General features: G+C 72.0%; 22 protein-coding genes. 12 read left to right on the top strand and 10 right to left on the bottom strand.

The window, feature by feature from the left end; all coding sequences use genetic code 11:
- Window positions 1-114 precede the first annotated feature (114 nt).
- From KGD83_RS21710 to KGD83_RS21700, 3 genes are read left to right on the top strand one after another with little or no spacing between them, the layout of a single operon-like run.
- The gene (locus KGD83_RS21710; RefSeq protein WP_212640915.1) at window positions 115-1,725 is read left to right on the top strand and encodes a sensor histidine kinase; all 1,611 of its coding nucleotides are present in this window, start codon (window positions 115-117) and stop codon (window positions 1,723-1,725) included.
- Between the two features lie 40 nt (window positions 1,726-1,765).
- A complete protein-coding gene (locus tag KGD83_RS21705; RefSeq protein ID WP_212640914.1) occupies window positions 1,766-2,428 on the top strand; it encodes a response regulator transcription factor in 663 nt (220 codons plus the stop codon).
- Window positions 2,429-2,473: 45 nt separating this feature from the next.
- Window positions 2,474-3,130, top strand: coding sequence for an HD domain-containing protein (locus tag KGD83_RS21700; RefSeq protein ID WP_212640913.1), 657 nt, complete (start codon window positions 2,474-2,476; stop codon window positions 3,128-3,130).
- Window positions 3,131-3,140: 10 nt separating this feature from the next.
- Here the strand turns inward: KGD83_RS21700 and KGD83_RS21695 are convergent, their stop codons facing one another.
- Window positions 3,141-3,422: a DUF4031 domain-containing protein gene (locus tag KGD83_RS21695; RefSeq protein WP_212640912.1), complete on the bottom strand. Its 282-nt coding sequence runs from the start codon at window positions 3,420-3,422 to the stop codon at window positions 3,141-3,143.
- A gap of 76 nt (window positions 3,423-3,498) precedes the next feature.
- A complete protein-coding gene (locus KGD83_RS21690; RefSeq protein WP_212640911.1) occupies window positions 3,499-4,281 on the bottom strand; it encodes an SDR family NAD(P)-dependent oxidoreductase in 783 nt (260 codons plus the stop codon).
- Between the two features lie 86 nt (window positions 4,282-4,367).
- Here KGD83_RS21690 and KGD83_RS21685 point away from each other — a divergent pair, with 86 nt between their 5' ends.
- Window positions 4,368-5,237, top strand: a complete 870-nt coding sequence (locus tag KGD83_RS21685; RefSeq protein ID WP_212640910.1) for a helix-turn-helix transcriptional regulator — start codon at window positions 4,368-4,370, stop codon at window positions 5,235-5,237.
- Between the two features lie 56 nt (window positions 5,238-5,293).
- Here KGD83_RS21685 and KGD83_RS21680 read toward each other — a convergent pair whose 3' ends face one another.
- On the bottom strand, window positions 5,294-5,767 hold the full coding sequence (locus tag KGD83_RS21680; protein ID WP_212640909.1) for an Lrp/AsnC family transcriptional regulator: 474 nt from the start codon (window positions 5,765-5,767) through the stop codon (window positions 5,294-5,296).
- Between the two features lie 208 nt (window positions 5,768-5,975).
- On the opposite strand from KGD83_RS21680, the gene KGD83_RS21675 reads away from it, so the two are divergent.
- The 5 genes from KGD83_RS21675 (at window position 5,976) to KGD83_RS21655 (ending at window position 11,606) form a co-directional block, all read left to right on the top strand.
- Window positions 5,976-6,863, top strand: a complete 888-nt coding sequence (locus tag KGD83_RS21675) for a tryptophan 2,3-dioxygenase (RefSeq protein ID WP_212640908.1) — start codon at window positions 5,976-5,978, stop codon at window positions 6,861-6,863.
- Window positions 6,864-6,901: 38 nt separating this feature from the next.
- Window positions 6,902-8,140 carry a kynureninase gene (gene kynU, locus KGD83_RS21670; protein WP_212640907.1) on the top strand — a complete coding sequence of 413 codons (1,239 nt, stop codon included), beginning with the start codon at window positions 6,902-6,904 and terminating at the stop codon, window positions 8,138-8,140.
- 736 nt (window positions 8,141-8,876) lie between these two features.
- A complete protein-coding gene (locus KGD83_RS21665) occupies window positions 8,877-9,761 on the top strand; it encodes a hypothetical protein (RefSeq protein ID WP_212640906.1) in 885 nt (294 codons plus the stop codon).
- A gap of 366 nt (window positions 9,762-10,127) precedes the next feature.
- Window positions 10,128-10,565 carry an Lrp/AsnC family transcriptional regulator gene (locus KGD83_RS21660; protein WP_047868273.1) on the top strand — a complete coding sequence of 146 codons (438 nt, stop codon included), beginning with the start codon at window positions 10,128-10,130 and terminating at the stop codon, window positions 10,563-10,565.
- Window positions 10,566-10,814: 249 nt separating this feature from the next.
- Complete coding sequence (locus tag KGD83_RS21655; protein WP_212640905.1) at window positions 10,815-11,606, top strand: PhzF family phenazine biosynthesis protein; 792 nt, start codon at window positions 10,815-10,817, stop codon at window positions 11,604-11,606.
- A gap of 487 nt (window positions 11,607-12,093) precedes the next feature.
- On the opposite strand, the gene KGD83_RS21650 is transcribed toward KGD83_RS21655, so the two are convergent.
- The 6 genes from KGD83_RS21650 to KGD83_RS21625 form a co-directional block, all read right to left on the bottom strand.
- Window positions 12,094-13,317, bottom strand: coding sequence for a beta-ketoacyl-[acyl-carrier-protein] synthase family protein (locus KGD83_RS21650; protein ID WP_212640904.1), 1,224 nt, complete (start codon window positions 13,315-13,317; stop codon window positions 12,094-12,096).
- Window positions 13,317-15,464, bottom strand: a complete 2,148-nt coding sequence (locus KGD83_RS21645; RefSeq protein WP_212640903.1) for an ABC transporter permease family protein — start codon at window positions 15,462-15,464, stop codon at window positions 13,317-13,319. The genes KGD83_RS21650 and KGD83_RS21645 overlap by 1 nt, the downstream gene beginning before the upstream one ends.
- A complete protein-coding gene (locus KGD83_RS21640; RefSeq protein ID WP_212640902.1) occupies window positions 15,458-16,147 on the bottom strand; it encodes an ABC transporter ATP-binding protein in 690 nt (229 codons plus the stop codon). Before KGD83_RS21640 ends, KGD83_RS21645 begins: the two co-directional genes overlap by 7 nt.
- Window positions 16,144-17,358, bottom strand: a complete 1,215-nt coding sequence (locus KGD83_RS21635) for an SAM-dependent methyltransferase (protein WP_212640901.1) — start codon at window positions 17,356-17,358, stop codon at window positions 16,144-16,146. Before KGD83_RS21635 ends, KGD83_RS21640 begins: the two co-directional genes overlap by 4 nt.
- The gene (locus KGD83_RS21630; RefSeq protein WP_249351988.1) at window positions 17,355-18,725 is read right to left on the bottom strand and encodes an aminotransferase class I/II-fold pyridoxal phosphate-dependent enzyme; all 1,371 of its coding nucleotides are present in this window, start codon (window positions 18,723-18,725) and stop codon (window positions 17,355-17,357) included. The genes KGD83_RS21635 and KGD83_RS21630 overlap by 4 nt, the downstream gene beginning before the upstream one ends.
- A 112-nt stretch (window positions 18,726-18,837) precedes the next feature.
- Window positions 18,838-20,088, bottom strand: coding sequence for a glycosyltransferase (locus tag KGD83_RS21625; RefSeq protein WP_212640899.1), 1,251 nt, complete (start codon window positions 20,086-20,088; stop codon window positions 18,838-18,840).
- A 531-nt stretch (window positions 20,089-20,619) separates the two neighbouring features.
- Between KGD83_RS21625 and KGD83_RS21620 the strand changes: the two genes are divergently transcribed.
- From KGD83_RS21620 to KGD83_RS21610, 3 genes are all read left to right on the top strand, one after another.
- Window positions 20,620-22,371: an ABC-ATPase domain-containing protein gene (locus KGD83_RS21620; protein WP_212640898.1), complete on the top strand. Its 1,752-nt coding sequence runs from the start codon at window positions 20,620-20,622 to the stop codon at window positions 22,369-22,371.
- Window positions 22,372-22,716: 345 nt separating this feature from the next.
- Complete coding sequence (locus KGD83_RS21615; protein WP_212640897.1) at window positions 22,717-23,643, top strand: proteasome assembly chaperone family protein; 927 nt, start codon at window positions 22,717-22,719, stop codon at window positions 23,641-23,643.
- A complete protein-coding gene (locus tag KGD83_RS21610; RefSeq protein ID WP_212640896.1) occupies window positions 23,640-24,809 on the top strand; it encodes a quinone-dependent dihydroorotate dehydrogenase in 1,170 nt (389 codons plus the stop codon). The genes KGD83_RS21615 and KGD83_RS21610 overlap by 4 nt, the downstream gene beginning before the upstream one ends.
- Window positions 24,810-24,976: 167 nt before the next feature.
- Here the strand turns inward: KGD83_RS21610 and KGD83_RS21605 are convergent, their stop codons facing one another.
- Entirely contained in the window at window positions 24,977-26,536 is a 1,560-nt protein-coding gene (locus tag KGD83_RS21605) for a polysaccharide deacetylase family protein (RefSeq protein WP_212640895.1), read from the bottom strand.
- Window positions 26,537-26,575 lie beyond the last annotated feature (39 nt).

The raw sequence follows: 26,575 nt of genomic DNA, 5'->3' as shown, positions 1-26,575 counted from the left end.
CGGGGCCGCCGCGCGGGGAGGGGCGGGCGCGGGAGCCGACCGCCGGAAAGGGGTGGCCCCACCCTGACTTTCGACGGTGCCGCCGACCCGCCCCCGATGTGTAGGTTCACCCGCATGGACCTCTCCGTACCGCGCGCGGGCCTTCGGCGTGCGCTGACCCCGCTCGGGGGCTGGACCACCAGGGGCGCCGTCTGGCGCGACGTGCTGTTAGGTGCCGCGATCGCCGCCCTGTGCCTGGGGGAGATGTTCATCCGCTGGCGTACCGGGGAGACGTCGGCCGCCGAGGCGCTCGCCACCGCGTGCGCCGCGGTGGCGCTGACCGCGCTGACCGTGGTGCTCTGCCGCCTCTACCCGCTGCTCGCCTTCACCGTGGCGCTGATCGGCTCGTTCTGGGTGTACGGCTTCAGCGTCCTGCTGCTGTGCGTCGCCTACCTGGTGGGCCGCCGCGTCCCCACGGTGTGGTCGGCGCTGGTGCTCTTCACCTCCGTGACCGTCGTGTGGACGGTGGCCGGAGCACTGCTGTGGCCCGAGGTGCCGGCCGCCTGGCCCGCCACAGTGAGCACCGTCGTGTTCACCACCGTGCTCCCCTGGCTGGTGGGCGTCTACCGGCGCCAGCACGTGGCCCTGGCCGAGGCCGGATGGGAGCACGCCCGCCAGCTCCAGCGCGAGCACCGCCTCACCGTCGACGAGGCCAGACTGCGCGAGCGCTCCCGCATCGCCCAGGACATGCACGACTCCCTCGGCCACGAGCTCAGCCTCATCGCCCTGCGCGCCGGGGCCCTGGAGGTCAGCCCCGACCTGGACGAGGAGCACCGCCGCTCCGCGTCCGAGCTGCGGATCACCTCGGTCGACGCCACCCACAGCCTGCGGGAGATCATCGGCGTGCTGCGCGCCGACACCGAACCCGCGCCCATGACCCCCGCGGGCGAGGGCGTCCCCGCGCTGGTCGAACGCGTCCGCGACTCCGGTATGCGGGTCGTGCTGGTGCGCGACGGCGACACCGGCGGCCTGCCTCCGATGGTCGACCGCGCGGTCCACCGGGTCGTCCAGGAGTCGCTCACCAACGCCGCCAAGTACGCTCCCGGCGCCGACGTGACCGTGTGGCTGACCGCCAGCGCGGAGCGGGTGGAGGCCAGGGTCACCAACTCCGCGCCCCCGGGGCCGCGCCCCGACACCGGCCTGGGCGGCAGGCGCGGACTCATCGGCCTGCGCGAGCGCGTCCGCCTGACCGGGGGCTCCTTCGCCGCCGGGCCGAACGGCGACGGCGGCTGGGAGGTCTGCGCGACCATGCCGCTGGACGGAACCGCCGGTGCGGGGCCCGACGAGGACGGGGAGGCGGCCCAGATCGACCAGCTCCAGCTCGCCGCCAGCCGCCGGGTGCGCGGCTGGACGATGGTCCTGGCCCTGGTCCCGGTCACCGCCGCCGCGGCGATCGTGCTCGGGCTGGGCTGGATCGGCGTCACGAACGTGGAGAGCAGCACCCTGGACCCCGAGGAGTTCGCCGCCCTGACCGTCGGCGACCCCCAGGCCGAGGTCGAGGCGGCCCTGCCGCCGAACTCGGTGTACATGGACGCGAGCGTGCTGGCGCAGGACGCCGTCCCTCCGGGAGCCACGTGCAGCTACTACCGCAGCGACGGCGTGTTCTTCGGCGAGGAGACGTTCTTCTACCAGCTCTGCTTCTCCGAGGGGCGGCTGCTGACCAAGGGCGAGGCGCCGCTACGGTGACCACGCGAACCCGCGACGGACACAGGGGAGAGGGACACACGTGATCAGGGTGCTGCTCGCCGACGACGAGGCGATGATCCGCGCCGGGGTACGGGCGATCGTGCGCAGCGATCCGGGGATCGACGTGGTGGCCGAGGCCGCGGACGGCCGCGAAGCCGTGGACCTGGTGCTCTCCCACCGCCCCGACGTGGCGCTGCTGGACATCCGGATGCCCCGGATGGACGGCCTCGCCGCCACGTCGGAGATCCGCAGGGTCGCGCCCGAGACCGCCGTGGTCATCCTCACCACCTTCGGGGAGGACAGCTACATCTCCCAGGCGCTCGGCGGCGGCGCCAGCGGCTTCCTGCTCAAGGCGGGTGACCCGCGCGAGCTGATCGCCGGGGTGCACGCGGTCGCCGACGGCGGCGCCTACCTGTCCCCCCGGGTGGCGCGCCAGGTCATCGCCCGGTTCGGCGGGCCCCGGGCCGCCCGGGAGGCGGCGGCCGTCGCCCGGGTCGAGGAGCTCACCCAGCGCGAGCGCGAGGTGCTGGCCCTGGTGGGGGCGGGCCTGTCCAACGCCGACATCGCCGACCGGCTGTTCCTCGTGGAGGGCACAGTCAAGAGCTACGTCAGTGCCATCCTCAACCGGCTGGAGATGCGCAACAGGGTGCAGGCGGCCATCCTCGCCCACGAGGCCGGACTCGTGGACACCTCCGACACCTGACCCGGTGCCGGGCGGACCCGCCGCGACGGGGGGAGAATGGGGAGTATGGACGACGCGTGGCTGGAAGCCGCCTGGCGCGGACTCGCCGGGGACGCACCCGAGGCGGTGGCGGTCGGCGCCGAACTCCTGGGCCGCTGGAACGAGCCGCACCGCCGCTACCACACGCCCGCCCACCTGGCGGCCGTGCTGCGCGCGGTCGACCTGCTGCTCCGCGAGGAGAGGGTGCGCGACGCCGACCTCGTGCGGTACGCGGTCTGGTTCCACGACGCCGTCTACGAGGGGGCCCCGGGTCGCGACGAGCGCGAGAGCGCGCGGCTCGCCGAGCGGCTGCTGTCCCTGACGGGGATGGGAACCGCGCGGGTCCGCGAGGTCGTGCGCCTGGTCGGGGTGACCGCGACGCACCGGCCGGGCAGGTGGGACGCCGACGGCGCGGTGCTCTGCGACGCCGACCTGTCGGTGCTGGCCGCCCCCGCCGACGAGTACCTGGCCTACACCACGGCGGTGCGCGCCGAGTACCGGTACGTTCCCGACGAGGACTTCCGCGCGGGCCGGACCGCGGTGCTGCGGTCGCTGCTGGAGGCGCCCCACCTGTTCCACACCGCGGCCGGGCGGGCGCGCTGGGAGGCGCGGGCCCGGGTCAACGTGCTCGCCGAACTCGACCGGTTGAACGCCCCGCCCCCGGTGGAGCCGCCCCCGCCCTGAACCGGCCCGGTCAGGCCGTGCCGGTCGGCCGGGCGGCCTTGGGCCGCCGCAGCCCGGACGCGCGCAGGCGCGTGACCAGCTCGCGCCCGCTGACGTGCTCGGCGCCCAGCTCCAGGGCCCGCGCGTGCATGTGCTCGGGGACGTCGTAGTGGTCGCGTTCGAACGCCCGCGGGTCCACCCCGAGCGCACGGGCGAAGGCGTGCAGCTCCTCGTAGGAGCTGTCGCTGACCAGGTGCGCGAACAGCCAGCCGCGCGGCCCCGGCCAGACCGGGGTGTCGATGAGAACGCTCATCCCGAAACTGTAGGGCCTGTCCGGGCCGGACCGGCGCGGCCCGTCGCCGCCCCGGCCCCGTCCCCTCCGACCCGCCTCAGGCGCCCAGGCCCCCGTCCACGGGCACGATCGCGCCCGTCACCATCGAGGCCCGGTCGCTGAGGAGCCACGCGGCCACCTCGGCCACCTCGCGGGGCTCGGCCAGGCGGCCGAGCGGGGTCGCCGCCCTGTTGTGCTCGATGACGCCGGGGGACACCGCCTCCCACGCGTCGAGCATCTCCGTCGCGGTACCGCCGGGGGTGATGCCGTTCACGCGGATACCCTGTCGGGCCCAGGTCACGGCGGCGGACTCGGTGATGCTGTTGAGCGCGCGCTTCATCGCGCCGTACGCGGGCAGGGCGGGGTTGGCGCGGCGGCTGCCGACGCTGGAGGTGTTGACGATCGTCCCGCCGCCGCTTCGGCGCATGAGCTCGGCCTCGGCCGTCATCGCGGTCCACTGCCCCCGGAAGTTCACCGTGAACTGCGTCTCGACGTCATCCTCGCTCGTCGTGTCCAGCGGGCCGGGCCGCTGGACCGCCGCTCCGTTGTTGAACGCGCCGTCGAGTCCGCCGTGCAGTTCCCCGACGCGCCCGACCGCCGCTCGGATGCTCGCCCGGTCGGCCAGGTCCATGGTCACCGCCTCCGCGTCGCCGCCGTCGGCGCGGATCTCGGTGACGATCCGTTGCAGGGCGTCGGCGCCGCGTGCGGCGAGCACGACGGCCGCGCCCTCCCTCGCGAAGAGGCGGGCGGCGGCCGCTCCGATCCCCCGGCTGGCGCCGGTGATGAGGACGACCTTGCCGGTGAGCAGGCCGACGGGCGGGATGTCGATGCTGTTCGTCATGGTGACAGTGTCGGCTCGGCCTTCGGACCGGATACAGGTACAGGCGGTACCAGGATCCGCCGCCGCGCGGCGTGCAGAATCGGGGTATGGACAGACGGGAACTCGGGGCCTTCCTCCGCAGCCGCCGCGAACGGCTGCGGCCGTCGGACGTCGGCCTCCCCTCGGGCCCGCGTCGGCGGACACCGGGTCTCCGCCGCGAGGAGGTGGCGGTCCTCGCGCACATCTCCACGGAGTACTACGTCCGGCTCGAACAGGCCAGGGCGCCGCGGCCGTCGAGCGAGGTCCTCGCCGCGATCGCGGGCGCGCTGCGGCTCACGGACGCCGAGTCCGACCACCTCCACGTCCTCGCTGGCACCGCGCCGAACCGCACCCGGCTGCACCGGCGCGACGTGCGCCCCAGCATCCTCGCCCTCCTCGAACGCCTGCCCTCGACGGCAGGGATCGTGATGTCCGCCGTGTTCGAGGTCCTCGCCTGGAACGACCTCGCGGCCGCGCTCATACACGACTTCGGCGGACTCACCCCGAAGGAGCGCAACCTCGCGCGCCAGGCGTTCCTCGGGCCGACGCGGCCCGGCACGGCGCTGTACGGGGAATCCGACGCCGCCGGCTTCCGGCACCACGTGGTCATGGAGCTGCGTGCCGCCCTCGCCCGCTACCCGGAGGACCCCGCGGTGACCGGCCTCGTCGACGAGCTCCGCGAGGCCAGCCCCGACTTCGTCCGGCTCTGGGAGCGGCACGACGTGCAGGCCGCGCGGACGCTCACCAAGACCTTCCGGCACCCGGTCGTCGGGGAGGTCACCGTCGACTGCGACGCGCTCGCGCTCACCGACCGCGACCAGCACGTGGTGCTCTACAGCGCGCCGCCGGGGTCCTCCGGCGCCGAGGCCCTGGCCCTGCTGGGCGTCCTCGGCGCCGGGTCCGGCGTCGGACCGCGGTGGCGCCGAGCGGCCGGGTGACCGGCCCGCCGCCGACGCGGGCGTCAGCGCGGGCGGTCCGGCCGCGCTCCCTGAGGTCAGGGCCGCCCGGTCACCGGGGCGCTCACCGGACGCCAGGGCACGGGGCTGGACATCACCATGGTGCTGGAGGGGCGGCCGTGCTCGGCGAGCCTGTCGATGACCTCCTCGAAGTGCTCCATGGAGCGGACCGCGATGAGCAGGACGCAGCAGTCGTCGCCGGTCACCCGGTGCACCTGGAGGATCTCCGGCATCGCCAGCGACGCCTCGTCGCGCAGCAGGCAGTGCGCGCCGAAGCACTCCATGCGCACCAGGGCGGTCACGGGCAGTCCGGACGCGGCCGGGTCCACGTGCGCGTGGTAGCCGGTGATCACCCCGCGGTCGGTCAGGCGCCGTACGCGGTCGGCGACGGCGGGCGCGGACAGGTTCACCCGGCGGGACAGTTCGTTGAAGGACAGGCGCCCGTCCCGCTGGAGCTCGGCGAGGATGCGCTGGTCGACGCTGTCCAGCGGGGTTGCCAACCGTGAGGCCATGCTTTGCGTTCCCAAAGTCGAGAGTCACAACGACTTACGAATGCTAGGCCAGTGTCCCCTTCGCGTGTGCGACGGCCCTTCCTGTTCGGGGCACGGGTGCCCGATGATGTCACCTCACGCGCCCGGCGGCCGTGCGCGGGGGCGGACCCCTCCGCCCGAGGCGCCGCGGACGCGCCGCCGTACACGCGATCGCGACAAGGGGTTTCGCATGCTCACCACGACCGCCCAGCAGTGTCCGTACGCCGGTGACCCCGGCGGGGCCGAGGCGGACCGGAGCGCCGGGGACGACAGCCCTACCCTGTCCTTCGACCGTGCGACCCCCTACGTCGACTACGCCGGCATCGACACCCTGCTGTCCCTGCAGAAACCGCGCACCGCCGAGCCCGCCGAGCCCTCGTTCATCATCGCCACCCAGGTCATGGAGCTGCTGTTCGCCCTGGTGCGGGAGCGCTGGGAGGCCGCCCGCGACGCGCTGGAGGCCGACGACGTGCCCGGCGCCCTGGCCTGGCTGCGCCGCGCCCGCAACGCCCAGGACGTGCTCAACGACTCCTGGGGCCTGCTCGCCGACATGACGCCCACCGAGTTCAACCGCTTCCGCGACTCCTTCGGCGAGGCCTCGGGATTCCAGTCCTACGGCTACCGCAAGCTGGAGTTCCTGCTCGGCAACAAGTCCGCCGCCATGATCCGCCCGCACAAGGCCATGGACGGCGTCGTCGGCGACCTCACCGCCCTGCTGGAGCGGCCCGGGCTCTACGACGCGGTGCTGCGGCTGCTGCACCGCCGCGGCCTGCCCGTCCCCGAGGACCGCGTCGAGCGCGACTGGACCCTGTCCTACGAGGCCAGCCCCGGCGTGGAGGAGGCCTGGAAGGCCGTCTACGCCCACGACGCGCCCGGCAACGAGCTGTTCCTGCTGGCCGAGGCGCTGCTCGACGTCGCCGAGCGGGTCACCCGGTGGCGCCAGCGCCACCTTGTCGCCGTCAAGCGCACCCTGGGCGGCAGGCCCGGCAGCGGCGGCTCCAACGGCCTGAACTGGCTGGCGCGCAACGCCGAGCAGGACGTCTTCCCCGAGCTGTGGTCCCTCCGCAGTACCGTCTGACCCGTTCCCACCCGCTGCCACGAGGAAGCAGGACCCCGATGACCCCCGCCACCCGCGCGGACTGCGTCGCGCTCGACGCGGCCGACCCCCTCGCTCCCTTCCGGGAGGAGTTCGTCCTCCCCGAGGGTTTGGTCTACCTGGACGGCAACTCGCTGGGCGCGCTGCCGCGCTCCACCCCCGGCCGGGTAGCCGACATGATCGAACGCGAGTGGGGGCGCGACCTCATCCGCAGCTGGAACGACGCCGGGTGGTGGGACAAGCCGCGCACCCTGGGCGCCAAGATCGCGCCGCTGGTCGGCGCGGCGGCCGACGAGGTGGTCGTCGGCGACGGGACCTCGGCCAACCTGTTCAAGACCCTGGTCGCGGCGCTGCGCGTGTCCGACCGATCCGTGGTGCTGGGCGAGGCGGGCAACTTCCCCACCGACCTGTACGTCGCGGAGGGCGCGGCCTCGCTGACGGGCGCCACGCAGAGGCGCGTGGACCCCGACGGTCCCGGGCTGGCCCGGGACCTGGAGCGGGGCGACGTCGCGGTCCTGCTGCTCAGCCACGTGGACTACCGCAGCGGCACCCTGCGGGACATGCCCGGCATCACCCGCCTGGCCCACGAGCACGGCGCCCTGGTGGTCTGGGACCTGTGCCACAGCGCGGGCGCGGTCCCCGTCGACCTGTCCGGCAGCGGCGCCGACTTCGCGGTGGGGTGCACCTACAAGTACCTCAACGCGGGTCCGGGCGCCCCCGCGTTCCTGTACGCCGCCCGCCGCCACCACGCCTCTGTCGACCAGCCCCTGAGCGGCTGGCACGGGCACGCGCGCCCCTTCGACTTCGCCGCGGACTACGAGCCCGCCGAGGGGGTGTCGCGCTTCCTGAGCGGTTCGCAGCCGCTGGTGGCCGACGCCGCCCTGGAGGCGAGTCTGGACGTGTGGGCGCGGGCGGACATGGAACTGGTGCGCGCCAAGAGCCTGGCCATGACCGACCTGTTCCTTGAGCGCGCGGCCCGGGCGGGGATCTCCTCGATCACCCCGGCGGAGCACGCGCGGCGCGGCAGCCAGGTGGCCCTGGTGCAGCCGGAGGAGGGTGCCGGGTACCCGATCGTGCAGGCGCTCATCGCGCGCGGTGTGGTCGGTGACTTCCGCGCCCCCGACGTCATGCGGTTCGGGTTCACCCCGCTCTACCTGCGCTACGTCGACGTGTGGGACGCCGCGCAGGCCCTTCTGGAGGTCGTGGAGACGGGGGAGTGGCGCCAGGAGCGCTTCTCCCGCCGGAGTCAGGTGACCTGAGACCCGGCGGCCGGCAGCGGGGCCGGGCCGCCGGACCGTCGTGGCGGCCCGGCTCGGCGGCCGGGCGGCCCTCCGGTTCCTTCGCCCGTGCCCGGAGCCGGTCGGGGCGGCGCTGACCGTTCCCGCATGCGTGTTCTGCGTGGCCTTGACCACTTTGGCCGGTAACCCGCGTCCTCCCCGTACGCCGCCGCGGCCCGGGGCGCGGGGCTCCCCGCGCCGTTCCACCGACGTCCGCGCGCTGGTGGAGCCGGGACTATGACGAGGGCCACGGAAGGGCCCCTCCACTGCCCCGGGGCGGTCCGTAAATCCCCTGCCACCGGCACCTTTCGCGTTTTCGGTCCCTCGCGCGCCCCGTTTCGTAACGTATTGCGAGAGACACGCAAAGTCATTTTACCTCGGGGGATTGCGCGCTTTGCCTAAACGTGGGTTAGTGTCCTCGTGATCGGTTCGTTATTGCTGTTTGGCGAACCGATGCCGAGCCCTTGACCGGCCGAGAGCCGCAAGGGAGTCGAGACCTCTTTCCCCGGGGACAGGGCCGCGCGAATCCACGCGCCTGCGCCAGCGGAGAAGCCGAATCCCATCGGTGCATCCCGTTCCCGCCCGCCACTCGCCGCCAGCGACGCGGGAGAACCCTGCCTTGACCACGCCCTCGCGGGGGCGCACCGAGCGTGCCCGCACGCCGGGCGAGTCATGCCCGCGGTCTTCTCGGCCCTGTCGTCAACCTGGCTTCCTACTTATGAGCAACGACACTCCCATTCAGCACGGCGAAGTTACCGCGACCTACTTCTGGGACGACGGTTCCGGCATCAACGGGGACACAGGAGCCCCCGCGAGCGGGGAACCCATGCAGAAGGGCCTTTTCTCCAGCCCCAGTTGGCCGCTCGGCACCGAGGGCTATGTCGTCTACGAGGGCAAGAAAGCCGAGTTCTTCATCGGCGACCGGGGCCCGGGCGCCCCCTCCGAGGGCTGTGACGTCCTCCTCGACATGGACGGCAAGACCTTCGCCGAGATCACGGGCGAGAGCTGGAACGACAGCGACTACACCGTCAGCGGCGGCAACGGCCACCTCGAGGTGGAGTACTACATCACCGAGTGGGGCGACGGCGCGGGCACCGAGGGCGCACCGCACCCCTTCCAGCAGCCCGGCAACAAGTGCGAGGACGCGGTCTCCCCGATCCCCGAGGACGCCCTTCCCGAGGAGGAGACCGAGGAGCCCGCCGAGGAGAGCGCGCAGAAGACCGAGGAGAGCGAGGAGCCCGCCCCGAAGAAGGCCGAGGGCGAGCCCGAGCAGAGCGCCAAGGAGGAGCAGCCCGAGGAGGGCGCCGCCGAGGACGGGAGCGAGGACGGCGACGGCGGCGTGACCGCCGAGACCGCGGCCAACGACCTGTCCGGCTTCCAGCTCATGGGCTCCGACGGCGTCATCAGCGGCACCGGGCTGCTGGCCCTTGCCCTCATCCCGGCCGTGCTGCTCGCCGTGCTCTTCGCCTGGACGCGCCGCCCGTCCGGCGCCCACGCCGGGGCCGAGGACGACGGCGGAAGCCTGACGGACGCGAGCAGCGGCCGCCACAGCCTGGGCACGCGGCTCAACTCCGTGATCGACAGGCTGCGCGGCGGGCGCTGACCCGTACAGGGAGGCCCGTCGGCCGGGACGCGTGTTCCCGCGCACCGCGGGGGCCGCGGCCGACCGGCCGCGGCCCCCGTTCGCGTTCGCGGCGGGAAGGTCCGCACCGGACGTTCGCCGTTCAGGCCTCCCGCGGCCCGTGGGCCGGGGCCGGGCGCCGGTCCACGAGGCGCACCGGTTCCGTTGAGGGCAGTGGAGGAGCCTGGCCGGATCGCTCATCGGTGTGCTTCATGTCTTGAATATGAGGTGAATCACCCCATATTGTCGATAAGTCCATCCGGATACTGGACGAACTGCCCAGTAGTGCGGCGCGACGGCCCGGATGTTCTCCGTCGATGATCGTGTGAGCGGTATGAGGTAGGGCACATGGCCGTGCAGTTGGACGACACCGACCGTCGCATCATCTCCCTGCTCCGCGACGACGGGCGCATGTCCATCCGCGCGGTCGCCGAACAGGCGCACATCTCCCGCGCCAACGCCTACTCGCGCCTCGAACGCCTGCGCTCGGAGGGCGTCATCCGCGGCTTCACCGCCGTCATCGACCCCGAGAAGTACGGCACCGCCCTGTCGGCCTACGTGTCGGTGCGCATCGAGCAGCACTCCTGGGAACGCTTCCGCGGCTACCTGCGCGACATCCCCGAGGTCGACCACGCCGCGCTCGTCTCCGGGGACGTGGACCTGCTCCTGCTGGTCCGCGTCGCCGACGCCGCGGCCCTGCGCACCTTCGTCCTCGAACGCCTCCAGCGCATCCCCGAGGTCAAGAGCACGCAGACCATGTTCATCCTGGACGAGCCGCCGCTCTAGACGGTGTTTCTTGGGCCTCCGCTCCGTCCCGACCCTCGCCCGCCGCCACCCCCAACCGACGCCCGCGGCGCGGTTCCCCTCACGGGAACCCGTCTCCGGCCCCTCCAGAACCCCGTGGGAGCCCGAACTCACCCCCACGAGCTGGGGCCGGTCCAAAGGACAGACCCCAGGCGGGCCGGGGCGAAAGGGGCCACTGCCCCTCGAAGCGGCCCTTGGGGCGGCGCCGGGACGGGTCCTACTCTGGGCCCCATGCCTGAGTACCGCGTGGTCGACGCCTTCACCGACCGGCCCCTGGCCGGAAACCCCGCCGCCGTCATGGTCCTGGACGAGGCCTACCCCGACGACTGGGCCCAGGGCGTGGCCGCCGAGTTCAACCTGTCCGAGACCGCCTTCGCCAGGCCCGTGCAGGAGCCCGGGGCCGACTACGAGCTGCGCTGGTTCACCCCCACCGTCGAGGTCGACCTGTGCGGGCACGCCACCCTGGCCACCGCGCACACCCTGTCCGAACTCGGTGTCCCCGGCCCCTACCGCTTCACCACCCGCAGCGGCGTCCTCACCGTCACCGAGCGGGACGGGCGGCTGTGGATGGACTTCCCCGCCGCGTGGCCCAAGCGCGTCGATGAGCCCGAAGGGCTGGCCGAGGCCCTGGGCTCGCGCCCCCTGTGGACCGGCCTGGGCCTCGGCGGCCAGGACCTGCTGGTCGAGCTCGCCGACGAGGAGGCCGTGCGCGGACTGTCGCCCGACATCGCCGCGCTGGGGCGGATGCCGTACCACCTGGTCATCGTCACCGCCCGGGCCGACGAGGGCCCCGACTTCGTCTCCCGCGTCTTCGGCCCCAACATCGGCGTGCCCGAGGACCCCGTCACCGGCAGGGCGCACACCGTGCTCACCCCCTTCTGGGCCGACCGCCTGGGCCGCAGCGAGCTGAGCGCCCACCAGGCCTCCGCGCGCGGCGGCGACCTGCTGGTGGAGGAGCGCAACGGGCGCGTGATCATCGGCGGCGAGGCGGTCACCGTGGCCACCGGCACGCTGCTCCTCTAGGCCCCGGCCATCCCCCCCAGGGCGCGGGTTCCGGCCGTGCGGGCCGCGGGGCCGGGCGGGGACCGAATGTGAGCGCGGGGACGGAGGAATCCGGGTTTCCCCCTCACGGCGACCCGAGTTCCGGTAGAACTGGTCCGAGGCACCTCCCCACCCCTCCCGGGGAGGTGCCCGCCGCGGCCCCTCCGGCACACCCCCTTGGTATCGGGGGGCCGCGGCGCACCCCCCGGGAGGACCGGCCCCGCCGCCCCAGCGGGGCCGGTCCTCTCCGGCGGACGGCCACCGTTGCGGCGTTGCCGGCGGAGCCGTCCCACCGGCGCCGCCCGCCCGGGCGGGCGGGACCGCGGAATTCAGGGCGCGCTGAACCCCCGGTCCTCGTCCGGGCGGGCGACGACCGGAGCGCCCGGTGCGGTCGTCCACAGGCCCTCTGCGGCGGATCGGCGGAACACCCTCCGGGGACCGGTCCCGCCGCCCCGGCGGGACCGCTCCCTCACTCCGCCCGGGACAGGAGGAGCGAGGAGTTCTGCCCGCCGAAGGCGAAGGAGTTCGACAGTGCCAGTCCGTCGGGCATCTGCTGCGGGTCCCCCAGGAGCAGGTTGAGGTCGATGTCGGGGTCCACGTCGTCCTTGCCCACGTTCAGGGTGGGAACGGCCACGCCCCTGCCGAGGCTGAGCAGGCAAACGATCGCCTCCAGCGCGCCCGCCGCTCCGAGCGGATGGCCGTAGTACGACTTGGTCGACGACACCAGCGGCCGGTGCGGGAACAGGGCCGCGATCGCCGACGCCTCCGTCCGGTCGTTGAGCTGGGTGGACGTGCCGTGCGCGTTGACGTATCCGACCTCGGACACCCCGTGTTCGGACCTCGGCGCGAACAGCCCGGCCATCGCACGGGTGACTCCGTCCAGGTCGGGGGCGAGCAGCGAACCCGCGTCCGAGGTGCCGTGGTAGCCCACCACCTCGCCGAGGACGGGCGCGCCCCGCCGCCGCGCGTGCTCCCACGACTCCAGGACGAGGACCCCGGCGCCCTCAGCCATCACGAACCCCGAGCGGTTACCGGAGAAGGGCACCGACGCGCCGTCGGGATCGGACGAGGACGTCATGGCGCCCAGCTTCCTGAACGGTTCGAGGACCTGGTCGATGACACAGGCCTCAGCGCCTCCGGCGACGGCCACTTCCAGGTCGCCCGCGCGCACCCTCCGGAACGCCTCGCCGATCGCCACGCTGCCCGAGGCGCACGCGGAGGCGTAGCTGAGCGCCTCTCCCCGCAGCCCGAACTCGATGGAGATGTTCGCCGCGATCATGTTCATGAGCCCCTTGGGCACGATCAGGGGGGAGATCTCCCGCACCCCGTGGACGGCCCCGTCGCCGAACTCGGAGGCGAGGGTCTGCACACCTCCGATCGAGCTGCCCATGAACAGGCCCGCCCCGTGGAGCACCTCGGGCAGATCGAGCAGGCCCGCACCGGTCAGGGCCTCCTCCGATGCGCGCAGCGCCAGGCGGGTGACCCGGTCGGTGTGGCGGCGGACGCGGGTGGGGAACCCCTTCTCCCAACCGTCGGGCACCCGGGCGACGAGGGTCACGCCCTCGATGTCCGGTTCGGTGAAGTTCGTCCGGCCGTTGAGCAGCGATCCCCAGAACTCCTCCGTGTCAGCGCCGATCGGGCTCACCACGCCGGTACCGGTCACCACGACGCGTCGTTTCGTTTCGGACACCATCAACTCCTTCTCAGGCGGGATCGCGACCTGATGAGGACGACCGCGAACAGCACGAGCACGGTCGAGCAGGTCAGGGCGAACGGCAGATAGGACGTGCTCGCGGGGACGAAGGTGACGAAGGTGGACATGATCCGGTCGAAGAACGCCCGGACCACGGCCGAGGCGGCGAACGCGGTCAGAGCGACGAGCGACACGACCAGGGGGACCGTGTAGCCGAACACCGCCCGGTTGAGGACGCCGGGCGAGTAGCCGTTCATCCGCATGATCCGGACGAACTCTCCCTGGGTGGCGAAGGTGAAGCGGTAGATGGACAGGAGCATGATGGCCAGAAGGGCCACCGCGATACCGATGAGCAGCGACACCTGGATGTTGATGATCTCGACGATGCTCTCCCCCGAGGAGGCGATGCTCTCCCGGGAGACCGAGGGGACCGCGTCGTGCAGGTCGGGGTGGCGCGACCCGGTGAAGGCGACCGGGACGGACGGGGCCTGCGTTCCGGAGTCCTCGATCCGCTGGTCCTCGGGGACGTACACCAGCGCGGAGGTCGCGTTGTCGGTGACGGCGCCGACCTCCAGCGTGTACTCGGCCTCGCCCTCGATGTCGGTGAAGCGGAGCTCGCCGCCCTCGCCCACCCCGTACTTGTCGGCGAACGCTTCGGTGACGGTGGGTTCGTCCACCTCACCGAAGAAGCGCGAGTCCGACGGTACGGAGAACACCATCTGCGCGACGTGCTCGTCGTCGTACAGGGTGGTGAGCCGGGCGAGTTCGTCGTCGTCTCGTTCCGGGCCCGCTTCGGCCACGGCGTCCGGGAGCACGTACATGTACTCGTAGTCGGTGTCCGTTTCGAGCATCGCCACGTACTCGTCCACCGAGATCTTCAGCATGAACGAGAAGTTCACGAAGAGGCTGACGATCAGCACGAGCGCGACCAGGGACAGCGGCTCCCGGGGGTTGCGCAGGGCCTTGACCAGCCGTAGCCGCAGCCCGAAGTCTGGGATGAACCGCAGCCCCGAGGTGGACACACGGGGCTCCCGGCGTGCCCTGCGGCGCCGGCGGGGCCTTCGGTGGACCGTCCGGTAGCAGGCGTAGTCCACGAGGAGCAGCACGGCCAGGGTGACCAGGGAGACGGCGACCAGCACCGGGACGTCGACCGAGAGCGGCGGATAGTTGTAGAGCCTGCCGTTGATCGACATGATCGGTGTCGCCGCCACCGCCGTCAGGGCCGTGCACACGGCCCAGGCCGCGACGAGTACGAGCACCGTCTCGACCCGGTAGTGCCCGCGCAGGCGGGAGGCGAGCCCGAGCCGTTCGAAGGTGGCGATGTCGCGTCGTTCCCTCCTGCGTGTCTCGAAGTGGTACACGGACACCAGGGCGACGATGATGGCCGTGAAGATGACGAAGATGAGCGCGGCCAGGTCGCGCGGGGCGGCGGAGTCCCCGATGACCTGCTGGATCCTGGAGTTGTTGTCCGAGTCGCGTATGAGCGAGGGGGCGTACTCGTCGATGACGGACGCGACGTCGGTGCGCTCGTCGAAGGAGAACTGCCGGGTGGCCTCGTCGAGGAACTCCCCGTCGAAGGTGTCGCCGGTGACGAACGCCATGCCGAAATCGTCCGCGTTCGGCTGGAGGACCAGTTCGCTGCTCTTGGTGGTCATGTAGTCGGGTGCGGTCGCGAAGCCGACCACTTCGAGGTCGAGGGACCCGACGGTGACGCGGTCGCCGACCTCCAGCCCGTGGGCGTTGGCGTACTGCTCGTCGAGCAGCACGTCGTCGTCGGCCTCCAGGTCCCGTCCGGCGACCACCGCGTGCAGGTTGATCGACTCCCGGGGAGGGAACAGCCGCAGAGTGGAGTCGTCCGGTCCCGGCACGTCGGCGCTGAGCACCGACTCCACTCCGTCGGCCACCTCACCCCGTACCTGTTCCCCCTCCCCGCCGTCGGCGACGAGGAAGTACCCCTCCTCCTGGTTGTTCTCCTCGGCGAAGCGTTCGAGGTCGCCGAGCACGCTCGTGGACGCCACGAAGAAGGAGTTGCTCAGGGTGAACCCGATGACCGTGATGAGGAAGAGGGTCACGAGCTCGGGCCAGTTGCGTTTCGCTCGTCGCCGTACGCGCTTGCGCAGCGTGTCGCGGAGGGCGGGGCTCACCATGCGACCGACGAGGCGTCCACGGGAGCCAGGCCCCGGTCGTCGGAGACGACACGGCCGTCGTGCAGGCGCACGACCTGGTGGGAGATCCCCGTGACCAGCTCGTTGTGCGTGATCATCACGATGGTGACACCGAACCGCAGGGTCAGGTCCTGGAGCACCGAGAAGACCTCGCGGGTCGACACCGTGTCGAGTGCGCCCGTGGGCTCGTCGCAGAACAGGATCGCGCACTCCTTGTTGAGCGCCCTCAGGATCGCGCACTTCTGCCGCTGGCCGCCGGAGCACTCACCGGGGAAGCCGTCCACCACGCCGCGCAGGTTCCAGCCGTCGATCAGCTCGTCCACCTTCGGGACGAGCGGCCGGTCGAGCACGATGTTCTCGTGCAGCGTCAGGTCCCCGACCAGGTTGTACTCCTGGAAGACGAACGCGATCTCGTCGCGGCGGAAGCGGTCGACCTCCCGGCGCGACAGGGAGTGGACGTCGCGGTCGGCGACGGTGACGGTGCCGGAGTCGATCCCCTCCAGGCCGGACAGGCAGTTGAGGAGCGTGGACTTCCCGGAACCGGACGGGCCGAGGATGGTGCACATAGTCGCCTCCTCGATCTTCAGGGACACCCCCTTGAGCACGGTGGTGCCGTGCTCCCCGCCGACGGGGAACGACTTGACCAGGTTCTCCGCCGCGATCACGAGGCGCCCTCCGCCCGCCGCACGAGCAGGAAGTACGAGTAGTACATGCTGTCGGCCGGAACGATCTCCTCCACGGCCAGGCCGGCCTGCGAGAGCTGGTCCTGGAGTGTGCTCCAGTAGGCCACCGACCGGAAGTCCGACAGCACGCGGTTGAGGAGGGCCTCGGCCTTGACCAGGGAGTTGCCCACACCGGACAGGTAGAGCTGGGTGTTGGGCACCGGGGAGGTCGAGCGTACGAGGACCTCCTGGACGTCCTCGAAGTCGGGGAAGTACTGGCCGATGACGTAGGTGCCCGTCGGCGACAGGACCTCACGGACCCGGCGGAAGAACGGGACGCGTTCCTCCTCGGGCATGTAGAAGATCATGAAGCTGCTCAGGACCATGTCGAAGCGGTCGGTGGTGCCGTGGTCGGTGAACCGGACCGATTCCACGCGTGTGTTCGGGTGCCCGGACAGCCGCTGGCGCGTGGCGTCGGCGACCTTCACCTGGGGTTCCAGCCCGACCACCCGGGCGGTGGGCAGGGTGGAGAGCACCGAGCTCATGTGCAGGCCGTCACCGCAGCCGATGTCCAGGACCGACGCGGGTGAGAGACGGCGGCAGAGCCGTTCGAACGAGCGCTTCGTGTAGAGCTCGTAGGCCAGGGCCCCGAGGTCGGAGTAGAACTTCTCGGAGAAGGAGGGCGCTACCTGGGCGTCGAACCTCATGCCCTCCAGTTCGAGGATGTACCGGCTGAGGACGATCAGGTACCGCACGTCCGGCCGGTGGAGCGGCCCGGACTCCCCGTCCGCCCCGGCCTTGCGGATGAGCCCTCGGACGAACACGTAGTCCTTCTCGGCTTCGGCGCGCGGGCGCGTGGCCGAGTCGCCGCCGAAGCCGGGGAATCCGGTGGTGTAGGCGGGTTCGGGGACGACGGCGCCGTCCACCCTTGCGGCGACGCCCAGTTCCAGGGCGAGCCGGAGGAAGTCGTCGAGGATCCGGGGGTCCGTGTCCGGGCGCGCGGACAGGTCGCCGTCGGGGAACTCCCGGTCCATGAGGGTGAGCACGATGTGCCGGAGGAACCCCTGGAGCTTGGACAGGAGGAGGAGCTGGAGCAGGGGTCCGCCGCGCAGGCCCAGCCCGTTCGCCGCCGCCAGCGCCGCGCGGACGACGTGCGTCTGCCGGGAGCGGAGCGCCAGGTCGTGCCGCCTGAGGGCGATCTCGCTGTGCCTCATCGGGCGGCCTCCAGCTCGTTCAGGGCCTTGAAGGTCACCTCGAGGTCCTCCTCGGTGTGCAGGCGGGACAGGAAGAAGCGGAGCCTGGCCTCGTCCTCCCGGACCGCCGGGTGCTGGATGGGCGCCACGTTGATGCCGCTGACGTGCAGCTGTTCGGAGAACCTCAGGGCGAGGGCGGAGTCGCCGGTGATGAGCGGGACCACGGGCGTTCCCCCGCTCTTGCCCGTGTCCAGGCCCATCTCCCTCAGGGCGCCGAGGAAGCGCTGGGAGATCCCGTGCAGCTCGTCGATCCAGTGGGGGTTCTCCTGGCACAGCCGGATCGACTCCAGGGCCGCAGCGGTGTTGGCGGGGGTCATACCCACGCTGAAGACGAAGCCGGGGAGGTTGTAGCGCAGGTACTCGACGAACCCGCGGCTTCCGGCGATGTAGCCTCCGCAGCTGTTGAAGGCCTTGCTGAGGGTGCCCATGTGGATGTCGACGCGGCGCGGGTCGACACCGAAGTGGCTGGCCACACCGCGGCCGGCGCGCCCCACGGTGCCGATCGAGTGGGCCTCGTCGATCATGAGGAAGGCGTCGTGGTGCTCCTTGATCCGTAGCAGCTCCGGCAGGGGGCACAGGTCGCCGTCCATGCTGTAGACACCCTCGACGACGATGACGACGTTGCGGAACCTGGGGCGCAGCCGTGCCAGCTCCTGTTCCAGGTTCTCCATGTCGTTGTGCTTGAAGGGCTTGCGCTTGGCGTCGGAGAGCAGCGCGCCCTGGATGAGGCTGTTGTGGGCCAGGGAGTCGTGGAGGATCAGGTCGTCCTCCCCGAACAGGTGCCCGAGGATGTTGACGTTGGTGCTGTGCCCGCCGACCTGCACGAGCGCGTCGTCCACGCCGATGAAGTCGGCGATCGTGCGCTCCAGTTCCCCGTGGAGACCGATCTCGCCGCCGATGAGCCTGCTCGCCGAGACCGAGGTCCCGTGCTCCGCGACGGCGTCGTCGACGGCCTTGCGGATTCGGGGGTGGCCGTTGGTGCCGAGGTAGTTGTAGCTGGAGTAGTTCACGAACGTGCGGGCGCCGACACTGATCGTGTTCGCGGCGACTCCGCGGTAGGCGGCGAAGTAGGGCAGGTCCTCCTGCCCGCGGAGGAAGTCCCCGAACTGGACGATCCTCTCCATCCGTGCGATGCCCTCGGGAGCCGCCGGGGCGTCCGCCGGGGTGTCCTCGACCAGTGCGTGCAGACGGAGTTCGAGGTCGGCGTAGGTGATGTCGTCCTGGAAGTCCTCCCACGGGTCGATCGCGCGGATCCGGGGATAGTTCTTGGCGAGGCTGGAGACGAGGTCCATGATCATGATCGAGTCGAACCCGAGGTCGTCGATCATGAGTTTTCCGGGGTCGATTTCGTGGGTTTCGTACGAGGCTATTTCGGCGACGGTTTTGAGCAGATCGGTACTCATGTTACTCGTGTGACTCATGGGGGCTCCAAGTCGTTCTTCACGGCTTCTGAGACACGTGTTCGTGAATGTGTTCCGCTGCTGATGCCGCCCCGTCGACTCCGGAGAGGAGTCCGCGGAGTTCCTGGGCGCGGGAGCGGGTGTAGGGGTCTGTGAGGACCTTCTCCACGGCATTCCGGAAAGAGTTTCCGGAAACGTTCCCGGGGGAGACGGCGACGGCGTTTCCGAAGCGGACGCAGTCCGCCACGTTCCACCGCTGCTCCATCTGCAGGCCGATTCCGACGAAGGGTTTTCCGGTCGTGACCGCGGTCTGCACGGTCCCCTCGCCCCCGTGGATCACGGAGGCGTCGATGAGGTCGCCGAGCAGGTGTGCGGGGAGGAGGTCGCGGACGTGGATGTTGTCCGCGACCTCGGGGAGGTCGCTCTCCTTCAGGTAGGAGGCGACGGGGGCGATGACGGTGACGGGCATCCGGGAGAGCTCGGTGAGTACCCGGAGCACCACCTCCCGGTTCCCCGAGCTGCCCATGGCGAAGTAGACCACCGGGCGTTTCGCCCGTGCCGAGGCCTCGGCGACGCGGACCACGTCCGGAGGGACCTCCCGGTCGATCCGGGCGAAGACCGGGCCGACCAGGCGGTAGTTCGCGGGCATCCGGTAGGGGCGCAGGTAGCAGGAGAGGGAGGTGATCAGGTTGAGGTCGGCGTCGAGCGCCTGGACGGTGCGACCGGGCAGCCCGACCCCGTGCTCGCGCGCGACCGCCCGGAAGGCCGCGGGCTTGTAGGTGGTCATCCGGGCGGCTTCCCGCAGGAGGGCGGCGGCGCCGGTGTTGACCGCCCGGGGGAGCGGGCCGCCCCCTTCGACGAGCGGCAGCGACCGCGTCTGGAGGATGTGGGGCCAGCTGTAGGCGAAGGGCTTGACGTAGACGAGCGGCACGCCGGCGGCACGGGCGGAGACGAACTGGCTGAGCGTCGTGCCGATCACGACCGCCGCCGGGCGCAGCGTGCTGATGAGGGCGAGTTCGCTGGCGACGCGGGTGCGGAGCATCGCGGTGGTGAAGGGGTGCCGGACCGCCTTCCCCTGATCGACGCGGATCAGCTGGTCCGCGTCTTCGTCGGTCAGCGCGGGGGTCAGGCGGTGAAACGTGAACCCGGCCTCTCCAATGAGGCCCGAGTATCTTTCGGAATACCCGGAAAAGACGCATTCATATTTTTCGCGGAGGTGCTTCGCTACCTCGATGGACCGGGTTGTCTCCGCGAGATTGAATGTCTCGGGGGCGAACAATATAACGCGCACCAGTAAACGCACCTAAGCAAAATTTATGGGACGCCAACGAAAGTAGCATTGGCGAATATAAGCGTCAAATGTGACGCGGATCACACCAAAAGTCTCATGTTTTGGAGGGCCAGGTGGGGAAGGCGTGGGGCGGGGTTGTTCTGCCGGGCCCGTGCGTGTTCCCTGGTAAAGGTTTTCCGTCCTCGGGGCGGAGGAATCGGTGGATTCACGTTCCGCTGTCACTTCTTGCAGTATTTCGACCACGAAGAGAAGTGTTGGATTCGTGTTTCTCGCTTTTCCGCGGTCATGTTGCGCGCTTGTTACCGCGAGGCGTCTTCAGTGTGCCGCTGCCGGGTCGCGGGGTGTTCGCAGCGGTGCACCGCCCGGGCGGCGGGCGGGACCGCGGCGTCCCGGGCGCGCCGATCCCCGTGTCCCCGTCCGGGCGGGCGACGCCCGGAGCGCCCGGTGCGGTTGTCCACAGGCCCTCTGCGGCGGATCCGCCCAACGCCTAACCTGGCCGGAACAGAGGAAACAGACGTCTGGGGGACAGCGATGACGGGACGGTACGGGGGCGGCCAGGGGCGCCGGTACGGGGGCGGCGGAGGCCGAGGCGGCGGGCGCGGGCCCGCGCCCGAGCCGATCCGCGGCGTCCGCGACGGGGCCCGGCTCTCCGAGGAACTCCTGCGCATGGACGGCGCCTCCTACGGCCGCTACAAGTCCCTCAAGGGGGACTGGGACTTCGGCGACTTCACCCTGACCGTGCAGCGGGTCCAGGCCGACCCCTTCGCGCCGCCCTCGCGGGTGCGCGTGCTCATCCCGGACGCCGGCATCCCCAAGAGCGCCTGGGGCGACCCGGTGCGCCGCCGCGCCACCGCCGACTACCTGGGGCGGCGCGCCCGCCGGCTCCTGCGCGGATCGCTGCTCAAGATCGACACCGGCGGCCAGGAGGTGATCGAACGCTCCTCCTGCCAGCTCACCGACGGCGGCATCGACCTGCGCATCGGCATCGACCTGCCCGGCAACGGCCGCCGCGTCGACGGCCGCACCGCCGAGCGGGAGCTGTGCCGCACGCTGCCCGGCCTGGTGGACGACCTGGACTGGGAGGAGGTCGACACCGAGGAGGCCGCGGCCTTCGCCGACAGCGTCGCCGACACGGTCGCCCTGCGCTCCCGGCTGGAGGAGAGGGGACTGGTGGCCTTCGTCGCGGACGGCGCCGTGCTGCCCCGGCGCAGCGGTGTCAGCGACGAACCCATGACCGGCGGCGCCGTGCCCTTCGCCTCCCCCGAGGGCCTGCGGGTCAGCGTCGACCTGCCGCACCGGGGCACGGTGAGCGGCATGGGCATCCCCGAGGGCATCACCCTCATCGTCGGCGGCGGCTTCCACGGCAAGTCCACCCTGCTGCACGCTCTGGAGCGCGGTGTCTACGACCACGTTCCCGGCGACGGCCGCGAATTGGTGGTGACCAGGGACGACGCCGTCAAGATCCGTGCGGAGGAGGGCCGCAGGGTCGAACGCGTGGACGTGAGCGCCTTCGTGCGCAACCTCCCCACCGGCGCCGACACGAGCGACTTCCGCACCGAGAACGCCTCCGGGTCCACCTCGCAGGCGGCCAACATCTGCGAGGCGGTCGAGGCGGGGTCGCGCACGCTGCTGGTGGACGAGGACTCCACCGCCACCAACCTGATGATCCGCGACGAGCGCATGCAGGCCCTCGTGCACGGCGACCGGGAGCCCCTGGTCCCCTTCATCGACCTCGTCCGGCCCCTGCGCCGCGACCACGGGGTGTCCACGGTCCTGGTCATGGGCGGCAGCGGTGACTACTTCGACGTCGCCGACCACGTCATCATGCTCGACGCCTACCACCCGCACGACGTCACCGAACGGGCCCGCGGGCTCGCCCACGAGCGCGTGGACGCGGACTTCGCCCTGCCGCGCCCCCGCGTGGTCGACCCCGCCTCCGTTGACGACAGCACCTCGCGGGGCCGTGGCCGGATCAAACGCCGCGACATGGACGTGCTGGTGTTCGGCGACCACGACGTCGACGTGCGCGCGGTGGAGCAGTTCGTCGACCCCGGACAGATCACCGGCGCAGGACTGGCCCTGCGCGAGCTGGTCGCCGGACGCCACCTGGACGGCGACCGCACCCTCGCCCAGGCGCTCGACTCCCTGGAGGAGGCCCTGGACAGAAAGGGCGTCACCCTGCTGGGCTCCGACTTCGGCGGCGACTACGCCCTGCCCCGCCGCTTCGAGGTCGCCGCCGTCCTCAACCGGTTGCGCTCGCTGCTGGTGGCCGACCCGCGGTGAGCCGTCGGAGCGCGGGCCGGGCCGGGCCGGGGTGTGGCGGTCCTCTCATGCCCCGGTTGCAGGAAGCTCCCTCCGCCGGTCGGGGTTGGTAGGGGTGTGGGTGAGCGTCCTCGCACGGCTCAGCCGGTCGGAGGTGCTCATTGCGCGCCGACCGGCGGCGGTGGTGCCGTGGGGCGCGAGCGTCCTCACGCGGCTCGGTCGCTGGGCTGGCAGGTCGGTATTCTGGAGAAGCAGGGCACAGCCTCCCAGGCGGTGCGAATCGGGCCCTACCGGCCGTACTCCGGTGTCCGACCGCCGCGTGAGCGCGACCCTGTGACCCCGACCAGTTTTGGAGACGAGAACCCGGTGCGTGACTCCGCAGATCTGTACGAACTCCACCCAGGCTTCGAGGATGTCGCCGGACTGGCGATGCTGGTCTGTCTGGACGGCTTCGTGGACGCCGGACACGCCGGGCGCCAGATGATCACGTCGCTGTTCGACCGGTTCACCGCGGAGGAGGTCGCGACCTTCGACGCCGACCGCCTCGTGGACTACCGCTCGCGCCGTCCGACGATGACCTTCGTCGAGAACACCTGGACCGCCTACGACGCGCCCAAGATCGCCCTGTACCGGATGCACGACGACGAGGGCGCCCCCTTCCTGGTCCTGCACGGCCCGGAGCCGGACCGCGAGTGGGAGGCCTTCGTCGCCGCCGTGGGCAGCCTCGTCGACCACTTCTCCGTCACGCTGTCCGTCAGCGTCCACGGCATCCCCATGGCGGTCCCGCACACCCGGCCGGTCACGGTCACCCCGCACTCCACCCGCCCCGAGCTGGTCGAGGGGCACACCCCGTGGATCGGCCGCGTCGAGGTGCCCGGCAGCGCCACCTCACTGCTGGAGTACCGGCTCGGCGAGCGCGGCCACGACTTCGTGGGCTACGCCGTCCACGTGCCCAGCTACCTGGCCCAGGCCCAGTACCCGCGCGCGGCCATCGCCGCCGCCGAGTACGTGGCCGGGGCCACCGGCTTGGCCCTGACCACCACGGAGATGGAGGAGGTCGCCGCGGCTACCGACGTCGACATCGCCGAACAGGTCATGGCCTCCGAGGAGATCCAGCGCGTCGTGGCCAACCTGGAGCGCCAGTACGACGACATCATGTCCTCGCGGACCGACCCCCAGGAGCGTCCCACGCTCCCGCTGGCCGACGACGACGCCCAGCTGCCCACCGCCGACGAGCTCGGCGCCGAACTCGAACGCTTCCTCGCCGAGCGCGAGGGCGAGGGAAACGGATGACCGTGTTCTACCAGATGCTCTTCCGCTCGGTCCTGCGCCACATGGACGCGGAGAAGGTCCACCGGCTCAGCTTCGCCGCCCTGCGCGGCGTGACCTCCCTGCCCGCCGTGGCCTCCGCCATGAACGGTGTGCTCGGGCCGCGCGAGCCGGAGCTGACCGTGCACGCCCTCGGGCAGGAGTTCCCCGGCCCGCTGGGGCTCGCGGCCGGTTTCGACAAGAACGCGGAGAGCCCCTCCGGGTTGGCCGCGCTCGGCTTCGGCTACGTGGAGGTGGGCACCGTCACCGCCCAGCCCCAGCCGGGCAACCCCCGGCCGCGCCTGTCCCGGCTGGTGGCCGACCGCGCGATCGTCAACCGCATGGGCTTCAACAACGAGGGGTCTGCCCTGGTCGCCGAGCGCCTCCACCACCGGCGCGGCGGCCGCCGTCCCGTGCTCGGCGTCAACATCGGCAAGACCAAGGTCACGCCCGAGGAGGAGGCCCCCGCCGACTACGCCCTCAGCGCCCGGCGCCTGGCCCGCTACGCCGACTACCTGGTGGTCAACGTCAGCTCGCCCAACACCCCCGGACTGCGCAACCTCCAGGGCGTGGAGCAGCTGCGCCCGCTCCTGGCCGCCGTGCGCGAGGCCCTGGCCGAGGCCGGCCGCCCGGACCTGCCCCTCCTGGTGAAGATCGCCCCCGACCTCGCCGACGAGGACGTCGACGCCGTCGCCGACCTCGCGCTGGCCGAGGGGCTCGACGGCATCATCGCCACCAACACCACCATCTCCCGCGAAGGTCTGACCACCCCCGCGGCGCAGGTGGAGGCGGCCGGTGCGGGCGGCCTGTCCGGCGCCCCCCTCAAACGGCGCTCCCTGGAGGTGCTGCGCCGCCTGCGCGCCCGCGTGGGCGACCGGGTGACCCTGATCGCCGTCGGCGGGATCGAGACGCCCCTGGACGCCTGGTTCCGTATCCGCGCGGGGGCCAGCCTCGTGCAGGGCTACACCGGTCTCATCTACGGCGGCCCCCTCTGGCCCCGTCGCATCAACCGCGGCCTCGCCCGGCTGGTGCGGGCCTCCGGCCACCGCTCCATCAACGAGGTCGTCGGAGCCGACGTCCCCGCCCCGGTCGCCCCGGCTGCTGGTGGCGGGCAGGTGTCGGACCCCGCCGCGGCCACCGCCGGGGGCTGAGCCCGCAGTCGGAGCCCGCACGCGCGGACCCGTCACCGACGAGGCCGCTCGCGGCCCCGCCGCCCGGGGCCGCATCCGCCATCGAGGGGCGCGGCGCCACCGCACGGACGCGGCGGCCGGTGGGACACGCCACCGGCCGCCGACGCGCGTGCCGGTCCCCCCGGGCCTCAGGAACCGGCGGGCGCGGACAGCCCCTCGGGCGGGTAGCTCTCACCGGCCTCCGGGCCTTCGTAGACCTGGCTGACGGTCGCGAACTCGTACCCGTCGGCCCGCAGCCGCTCGATGATCTCGGGGACCGCGGCCAGGGTCGGCTCCAGGGTGTCGTGCAGCAGCACCACGCCCCCCGGTCGGGCCCCGCCCACCACGCTCTCCACGACCTCGTCGCGGCTCATGCCGGTCCAGTCCTCGCTGTCCTGGCTCCACAGGATCTCGGCCATGCCCTGACGGCCGATCTCCTCCAGTACCTCCGGCGAGCTGTCGCCGAACGGTGGCCGGAACAGCTCCACGGTGTGCCCCGTCTGGCGGCGCACCATCGCGCTCACCGCGGCCACCTGGTGGGCCAGCTCCTCGCCCTCGAAGGACTCGGGCATGCGCTCGTGCAGGTGGTTGTGGCTCCCGATCTCGTGCCCCTCCGCGTAGATCTGACGCGTGACGCTGGGCCGGGTCAGCGCCGGGTTGCCGTTGAGGAAGAAGGTGGCCGCCACCTCCTCCTCCGCCAGCAGGTCCAGCAGTCGCGGAGTCGTCGCGACCGGTCCGTCGTCGAAGGTCAGCGCGATGCACTTGGCCTCGGCGCAGTCCAGGTCGGGGTCTCCCGCCGAGACCACCCCCGGCGCCCGCGGCTCGGCCGGGGGCCGACTGTCGGGCGCCTCCACGGTCAGCACGGGCTCCTCCGCCATGGCGGCCTCCCGCGCCCGCTCGCCCAGGCCGGACAGCAGGGGCGCGGCCTCCTCGGCGGGCACCACCGCGACCATCCGCCCCGGCGCCGAGGACGGGGGGTGACCCTCCACTACCGGGGACAGGTCCCCGTCGTCGAACTCCACCACCAGGTCCCCGTCGGCGTTGAACCCCATCGAGTCGTAGGTGCGCATCACCGGGTGCAGCCCCCGCGCGTCCACCGACTCCTCGTCGGCGAACGAGGCCCGGACGATTCCGTTGAGCTCCCGGAGCGCCGCGTCGTCGGCCAGCAGCTCCGTGGAGTAGGCGGTGCGGCCGGTGGACGCGTCGTACCAGTACGTCCCGTACCCCTGGCGCAGCCCGTGGAAGTCCTCCTCGGTGCGGACCAGGCGCACGCCCAGAACCCCGTTCGCGGCGGCGACCACCTCCCAGTCGACGCCCAGGTTCACCGGGTCCCGGCTGGCGCCCCGGTAGTCGCGCACCTCCCGGTCCACCCGGGCGGCCAGGTCCTCGGCGAAGGCGTCGGCGCCCGCGAACACGGGGTAGGCGACGTCGATCGTGAGCCCCCCGGGCTTGTACGGGTGGTCCTCGAAGTCGGAGGCGTCCCCGCGCCACTCGGTGACCCCGTCCCCCGGCTCCGCCGCCACCACCGTGATCAGTTCCGGGTCCTCACCGCCCCCGGAGGCGATGCCCTGGGTGCCGCACGCGGCCAGGGGCAGGACCAGCGCGGCCAGCGCCGCCCCGGGCCACCGGGCTCTGCGCTCCCACGGCCGGTTCCCCCCGGCCCCGGGGCAGGGGGCGGCCTCGTTCGGGTGGACTCGAGTCGACGACAACACCGGACTCCCTCATCCCTCATCCCTCAGCGGGTGGCC

This window comes from Nocardiopsis akebiae (assembly GCF_018316795.1).
GTDB lineage: Bacteria > Actinomycetota > Actinomycetes > Streptosporangiales > Streptosporangiaceae > Nocardiopsis > Nocardiopsis dassonvillei.
The sequence above is the reverse complement of the archived record's forward strand: the minus strand, read 5'-3'. Positions and strand labels throughout refer to the sequence as shown.

Excerpts from the sequence above, each read along its gene's own strand:
- KGD83_RS21710 (WP_212640915.1), top strand. The coding sequence starts at position 115 with ATGGACCTCTCCGTACCGCGCGCGGGCCTTCGGCGTGCGCTGACCCCG.
- KGD83_RS21700 (WP_212640913.1), top strand. The coding sequence starts at position 2,474 with ATGGACGACGCGTGGCTGGAAGCCGCCTGGCGCGGACTCGCCGGGGAC.
- KGD83_RS21695 (WP_212640912.1), bottom strand. The coding sequence starts at position 3,422 with ATGAGCGTTCTCATCGACACCCCGGTCTGGCCGGGGCCGCGCGGCTGG.
- KGD83_RS21690 (WP_212640911.1), bottom strand. The coding sequence starts at position 4,281 with ATGACGAACAGCATCGACATCCCGCCCGTCGGCCTGCTCACCGGCAAG.
- KGD83_RS21685 (WP_212640910.1), top strand. The coding sequence starts at position 4,368 with ATGGACAGACGGGAACTCGGGGCCTTCCTCCGCAGCCGCCGCGAACGG.
- KGD83_RS21680 (WP_212640909.1), bottom strand. The coding sequence starts at position 5,767 with ATGGCCTCACGGTTGGCAACCCCGCTGGACAGCGTCGACCAGCGCATC.
- KGD83_RS21675 (WP_212640908.1), top strand. The coding sequence starts at position 5,976 with ATGCTCACCACGACCGCCCAGCAGTGTCCGTACGCCGGTGACCCCGGC.
- kynU (WP_212640907.1), top strand. The coding sequence starts at position 6,902 with ATGACCCCCGCCACCCGCGCGGACTGCGTCGCGCTCGACGCGGCCGAC.
- KGD83_RS21665 (WP_212640906.1), top strand. The coding sequence starts at position 8,877 with ATGAGCAACGACACTCCCATTCAGCACGGCGAAGTTACCGCGACCTAC.
- KGD83_RS21660 (WP_047868273.1), top strand. The coding sequence starts at position 10,128 with ATGGCCGTGCAGTTGGACGACACCGACCGTCGCATCATCTCCCTGCTC.
- KGD83_RS21655 (WP_212640905.1), top strand. The coding sequence starts at position 10,815 with ATGCCTGAGTACCGCGTGGTCGACGCCTTCACCGACCGGCCCCTGGCC.
- KGD83_RS21650 (WP_212640904.1), bottom strand. The coding sequence starts at position 13,317 with ATGGTGTCCGAAACGAAACGACGCGTCGTGGTGACCGGTACCGGCGTG.
- KGD83_RS21645 (WP_212640903.1), bottom strand. The coding sequence starts at position 15,464 with ATGGTGAGCCCCGCCCTCCGCGACACGCTGCGCAAGCGCGTACGGCGA.
- KGD83_RS21635 (WP_212640901.1), bottom strand. The coding sequence starts at position 17,358 with ATGAGGCACAGCGAGATCGCCCTCAGGCGGCACGACCTGGCGCTCCGC.
- KGD83_RS21630 (WP_249351988.1), bottom strand. The coding sequence starts at position 18,725 with ATGATCGACGACCTCGGGTTCGACTCGATCATGATCATGGACCTCGTC.
- KGD83_RS21620 (WP_212640898.1), top strand. The coding sequence starts at position 20,620 with ATGACGGGACGGTACGGGGGCGGCCAGGGGCGCCGGTACGGGGGCGGC.
- KGD83_RS21610 (WP_212640896.1), top strand. The coding sequence starts at position 23,640 with ATGACCGTGTTCTACCAGATGCTCTTCCGCTCGGTCCTGCGCCACATG.